The following is a 5,837-nucleotide window of genomic DNA, read 5'->3' as shown; positions in this document are numbered from 1 at the left end:
GGTGCCACGGCGGCAATCGCCGAGTTGCCGCAGATCGAGTTGCCGCATGCGACCAGCAAGGCCATCCGATGATGCAAACCCAGAAGGCGCCCGATACCGTAGCTGACCACGATGGTCACCCCGACGACGGCTACACCGCGACCGTCTTGCCGTACAGATCGAAGCCGGTCAGGCCATCGAGCGAAAAGTTCGAGTCGCGCGTGCGGTTATAGGCGCGGTGCACCTTGCGGTTGATCGCGAGCAACAATGCAACCGCATGTTCCGCCACCGAGTTCGGCGAATACGTGACGACGCGAACGACCTTCATGCCGAGCTTCTCCGCAACTGACAGGTCGACATTGTTGAAGCCCGTGCAGCGCAGCGCGAGCAGACGCGTGCCGCCCTTGTGCAAGGCTTCGAGCACGTCGGCATTAGCCTTGTCATTGACAAAGATGCAGGCTGCGCCGTAACCCGCGGCGAGACCGGCCGTGTCCACATCGAGCGACACGTCGATGTACCTGAGCTTGTGATGCTCGGCCCTGTTCGCTTCGTCGAGATACTGGCGCTCGTAGGGCGTCGAACTGAATACCGCCACTTCCATGATGGGCTCCTATTCGTTCCGGAATTCGACCTTCTATCGGGCGCGGCGCGGCGGCGCCTAGCCGGCTGCAATCGATATCGCGATCTGCACGAAAAGCACTTTGACAATGGTCATCGATGGAAAAATCATCGCGTACATGATGTCGGGCTGATCCGTTGGCGCGATGCGATTGGCGAATGCGAGAATGGCGGGATTGCCGGTCGCGCCGCAGACCACGCCCACCGATGTGTCGAAGGGCAGCCTGAAGATCCAAAGGCAGCACACCGCCGTGACGCCCACGAGTACCAGCAGCGTTATCGCGCCATAGAGCAGCAGGAGCGGACCAGCGGTGCCCACCGTCGCGATGAACTTTGGCCCGCATGAGATGCCCACCTGTGCGAGGAAGATCGTGAGGCCGAGGTTGCGCAACACGAGGTTCGCCGACAGGGGCATTACCCACACGAACGGTCCGCTGCGGCGCAGCTTGCCGAGACATAGCGCGACCAGCAGCAAGGCGGCGAGCCCCAGGCTGAAGGCGCCGAGCCCCGGCACGCGCAGCGGAATCGCGCCGACCAGCAAGCCCGCCGCCGCGCCGATGCCAAGACAGATGAAGCTGAGATCGGCCGTGCCCTTGATCGAATCGCCGAAGAAGGCGCGCATGGTCGCCTGATGCGCGCGGTTGACGAGCAGGCCGACGCGGTCACCGGCTTCGAGAATGAGATCGGGCGACGAAAGCATATCGGCGTCGCCACGGCGCACATACGCGATCGAGCAGTTCACGCCATCGGGAAAGCGAATCTGGCCGAGCGCCGTGCCGACTACCGCCGGATTTGACGCGAACACGCGCATATAATCGAGGTCTTCGCGGTGGCTCGCCATGCGCCCCGGCTGCAGCTCGCCGCACAAGGCCGTGGCCTCGTCGAGCAGGCTGCGCTCGGTGGCGGTGGCGAGGAGCACATCGTCGGCTTGCAAGGTGAAGTCGGCCGTGACCAACCGATTGTGATGCGCGCGGCGCACCGCGGCGATCGATACGCCCGAAGGCAGGAGGCGCGCCAGTTCCGACAGCTTGAGGCCGGAGAGGCTCGTGTTTCTCAGCGCGATCTCCGCCGTTTCAAGTATCTTCGCCGGCGGCTTCTGGATCTTTACTTTCAGCCCAATGTTCAGCATATAGAGAAACAGAATCGGTCCGGCACGGATACGCGACGCTGTAGGCCACGGCGGCATCGTTGCTCTTCATCGATGCAATGGCCACTTGCAGGCTCGCCGTGCTGGTCCCGCTGCCCGCGAACATGCCGAGCGCATCGGCGAGCGTGATGCCGAACGGGATGAAGCCGCACGAGACGAGACCCGCGATGATCACGCCGATGCAAGCGGCCGCGTTCGCCTTGACGCCCTCGCGGCTCGTCAAGCCCCTGAAGAACTGCGCGCCGTACTGTATGCCGATGCCATACAGAAAGAACAGCAGGCCGAGCGTGCCGAGCAACGCCGGCGGCGCAGACTTGGGCGCGAATGCGCCGATCGCCAGCCCGACGAAGAGCACGGCGCCGGAGCCGAGGGCCACGCCCTTGATATTTACCTCGCCGATCGGGTAACCCAGCGCGATGGTCAGAAACAGCGCGAACAACGACTGATTCTCGAGGAAGGTTCTGACTGCATCCATGCCGCCTCCTTTGAGTGGACAACGCAACGCAGCTGTACTCGAACATTAAAGGCGCTTTGTGGCGGACAGTCCAGCACAACCCTGCGCATTCAGCATGATTCGAGGATGACGACGCTGCGCGCTTCGACCCAGCACGCATGGCGTTCCATTCGCGCCGTTTCGACATCCGGCACAATGTCTTGCGGTGGTTGGGCGGCCGTATCGGCTATACGCCGCCACCCCCGACCGTCAAGGACGGGAAGCTCGGCGTCACGTGTATCGACATTCATGTTGAAGACGATGTGCAACATAGATTCGCCCGGCCCCCGTCCCGCGATCGTGAACGCGAAGAAACGCGCGCTTGGGTCGTGCCATGCGGGGTCGTCGAGCCGCTCGCCATGCCATGCCACATCGGGATAACTTTGGCCGTTCGCGGGACGCCCGGTGAGAAAGCGCCGATGGCGCAGGCTCGCGTGGCGCTTGCGTAGCGCAATCATTTCGCGCACGAAGCGCAGCATGTCGAGCGCGTCGACCGAGAGATGCCAATCCATCCACGAGAGCGCGTTGTCCTGACAGAACGCGTTGTTGTTGCCTCGCTGGCTGCGCAGGATTTCATCGCCAGCGAGGAGCATCGGCACGCCCTGGCTTATGAGCAGAATCGCCATGAAGTTGCGGGCTTGTCGAAGACGCAGGCCAATGATCGCCGGGTCGTCCGTCTCGCCTTCCGCGCCGCAATTCCACGACAAGTTGTCGTTGCTGCCGTCGCGGCTGGCCTCGCCGTTCGCCTCGTTGTGCTTCGCGTCATAGCTGACGAGATCGCTCAACGTAAAGCCGTCGTGACACGTCACGAAAATGATGCTGTTGGCGGGCAGCTTGCCGTCGTTCTGGTAGAGGTCCGCGCTTCCCGCGATGCACGAGCACACCTGCCCGATGATGCCTGGATCGCCGCGCACGAAGCTGCGGATCACGTCGCGGTAGCGGCCGTTCCACTCGGCCCACGCCGTGCCCGGAAACGCGCCCACATGATAGAGGCCGCCCGCGTCCCAAGCCTCAGCGATCAGCGGCACGCGCGAGAGCACCGGCGACGCCTCGATCGCCTAAGGCAGCGGTGGTACTGCTAGCACCTCTCCATGCGCGCCGCGCGCCAAGACGCTCGCGAGATCGAAGCGAAAGCCATCGACGCCGAACTCAGTCACCCAATATTCGAGGGAACGCATGACGAACGCCGACACCGGCGGTTAATTGCAGTTGATCGTGTTGCCGCAACCCGTGTAATCGCGATAGTGGCGTGCATCGTTCCTGTCGACCTGATAGAAGACGTCGTTCGCCATCACCTTGAAGTGGATCACGGGACCGTTCGTGCCGGCCTCCGACGTGTGGTTGAATACGACATCGAGCAGCACGCGAATCCCCGCCGCATGCAGTGCGTCGACGAACGCGCGGAACTCCTGCGGCGCACTCGCCGGCTCGACGCAATAGCGCGGATGCGGACTATAGAAGCTATGCGTGCTGTAGCCCCAGTAGTTGCGCAGCCCAAGCGCCGCGGCGGATGCGGGAATGTCCTGCTCGTCGAAGGCCATCACCGGCAGCAGTTCGACGTGCGTGACGCCGAGCGCCTTCAACTTGTCGTCGCCGACCCCATTTTGATCCGGATGCCGAGAATCACGCTGGCGCAGTAGACTGGCGTTTGCCTGAGCGGAGGTCATGATTGGGCTCCTGCTGGAGAACGAGGCGGATTGCCTCATTCGCCAACATAGGGAACCGCGCAGCAAACATCCCCCGAACCACCCGCGCCGGCCGGAGCCCCCCTACCTCGCGAGCGGTTTCGTTCTTCGGCTGCAACCGGAATTCCGGTACCGCCTGGACATCCCAAACGAACCAGAATGGTGCGCGAACGACCGAGACCAATCGAGGCGGCGAGGCGAGGACGATGAATGGCAAAGGCGTGGTTCACGGTCCCGACGGGACCACTTGCTACATGAGCGCGAACAGTCACGGTTGCAACTGACAAAGCATCTGCCATCACCCTTTTTGTCCCGTGGCTGCCCCCGCAAATCCGGCCGTCGGTCCTCTACAAGATTTCGGTAACAGGCCCTTGCACGAATCCGGTCATCGACTAAACGTTCGCTCCGTCCTCCGTGAACGCGCAAATAAAAGTGGGGCTGTCAGACGCCGGCACGGTGACCTCCGACTCGACGCGCGAGCGGATACCCCTCGAATTCAATTTTTCAGCCGATAGGAGCAACGCACCCTTGTAGGCGACGTGAATCACGTCACCTACCTTCAATTTATCCAAGTCCCCAGCGCTCGGAGCCGATTTCCGCTACGCGATTCCTCGGGTAGGAGCAGAGATCCGGGAGAAGGGGTCCTGAGCGAGTGGCAGCCGTCCGATTCGATTCAGGCGACCGACCACGACTATGCTCGGATCGCAGTGGGCAACGACGTCTGGAGACTTCCCATTCCGCTTGTGAAGAAATGAGTCTTCCCCGCATCGACCAAACGAGTTCACGGTGACCCAGACGATCTCTGGCGCTCGCTCCAACGAAGGGCGCTTACCGGCGGTCCCGATCGGGCACCTTGCTCCAGCCCGGCCCCGGGTCAAACGACTTCGTGGCCTCCGCCTTCGCCGTGCTCTGCGGTCCCAAGTCTCGCTCATAGACCTGCCCCGCATGGCTCACCATGAAACTCTTGATCCCGGTGTCTCCGTACTTCACCGGCCAGGCGATGACGGCAAATCCGCCGAAGAGCTTGCCTCGAACGACGTAATCGTAGGCACCACCGGGTGCGTGTGGCCCCTGTGACTCGAGCAGCTTGTAGTGGTACCCGTAATAGCCGGCATTCTGGGCGTTGCGCGAACTCATATCAACGAACGCTTCGCCGAGCGGACTCTGGGTATCGTCCGGTCCGGCAGGCCAGTACAACCCATCGTGTTTGCCCGGCGAGCTCACCATCCTCGACGCGTATGCAAGCACTCCCTCGCCGTCGTGGTTGGTTTGCGCATATTCGCGTTGCGCATCGTAGATCGCGAGCATGGTCTGGATGACGGCCAGTTCATTGCGCCCAATGCGCCGCAATCGCATATCCTCGGCGCCCGCGCGCGTATCGAAGTGCCATCCTTGCTCGGTCTTGACGAGCGGAATCGGGAACGTCCAGCCCTCGTCGCCGACGGCAATTTGCGCATGTTTCGAGTCGGTCGCCTTGACCGCATGGGACTTGGCCCATTCCGCAATGAACGTCTCGCGCACCGGCGCGTCGACAGGCGGAATCAGGTCCCGAAAGTTATTGCCGAAGATGGTGCGCAACACGTCTTCGCGGTCTTTCACGACCGCGTCGCCGAAGGCGTTCATCGCCGCCTCCGGCGTGCTGAAGGTCTTTTGCGCATAACCGGAAGTCGTCATGCCGACCGACAGGACAACGGCAGCGGCGAGGTTCGCGAGTACGAGCGTCATCCACTTCCTGAAAACGCGTGACTGGAAATTCATGGTCGTCTCTCCTCAACGCCTGCCACCGCGTCCACCGCCGCGCATGCCACCGCCTGCACCACCGGCGGGCCGGTTAAAGCCGGAACCCTGCATGCTCGATCTGCCCCGGTCGAAGTTGTGCTGCGAAGCGGCGCCGCCCCCTCCTACGCCTGAGAAC

General features: G+C 62.6%; 3 protein-coding genes and 3 pseudogenes. 1 reads left to right on the top strand and 5 read right to left on the bottom strand.

The features are described 5' to 3' along the window. The 4 genes and pseudogenes from AWB68_RS42110 to AWB68_RS42095 all read right to left on the bottom strand — a co-directional run. Positions 1–119: putative sulfate exporter family transporter (locus AWB68_RS42110; protein WP_200828948.1), on the bottom strand; the 119-nt coding region annotated here is incomplete at its 3' end. A 14-nt stretch (positions 120–133) separates the two neighbouring features. Continuing rightward, positions 134–580, bottom strand: a pseudogene (locus tag AWB68_RS42105) (Rossmann-fold NAD(P)-binding domain-containing protein); the annotation flags it as partial. A 57-nt stretch (positions 581–637) separates the two neighbouring features. Beyond that, positions 638–2,219 (bottom strand): annotated as a pseudogene (locus AWB68_RS42100) (aspartate:alanine exchanger family transporter). Between the two features lie 89 nt (positions 2,220–2,308). Continuing rightward, positions 2,309–3,820: pseudogene (locus AWB68_RS42095) on the bottom strand (glycogen debranching protein); the annotation flags it as partial. 641 nt (positions 3,821–4,461) lie between these two features. Here AWB68_RS42095 and AWB68_RS51770 point away from each other — a divergent pair. After that, positions 4,462–4,677, top strand: a complete 216-nt coding sequence (locus AWB68_RS51770; protein ID WP_125483249.1) for a DUF2950 family protein — start codon at positions 4,462–4,464, stop codon at positions 4,675–4,677. A 73-nt stretch (positions 4,678–4,750) separates the two neighbouring features. Here AWB68_RS51770 and AWB68_RS42085 read toward each other — a convergent pair whose 3' ends face one another. Continuing rightward, positions 4,751–5,680 (bottom strand): DUF2950 domain-containing protein, encoded by a 930-nt coding sequence (locus tag AWB68_RS42085; RefSeq protein WP_087650054.1) that lies wholly within the window; start codon positions 5,678–5,680, stop codon positions 4,751–4,753. Between the last annotated feature and the right edge of the window lie 157 nt (positions 5,681–5,837).

This window comes from Caballeronia choica, assembly GCF_001544535.1.
Taxonomy (GTDB): domain Bacteria; phylum Pseudomonadota; class Gammaproteobacteria; order Burkholderiales; family Burkholderiaceae; genus Caballeronia; species Caballeronia choica.
The sequence above is the reverse complement of the archived record's forward strand: the minus strand, read 5'-3'. Positions and strand labels throughout refer to the sequence as shown.

Excerpts from the sequence above, each read along its gene's own strand:
- AWB68_RS42085 (WP_087650054.1), bottom strand. The coding sequence starts at position 5,680 with ATGAATTTCCAGTCACGCGTTTTCAGGAAGTGGATGACGCTCGTACTC.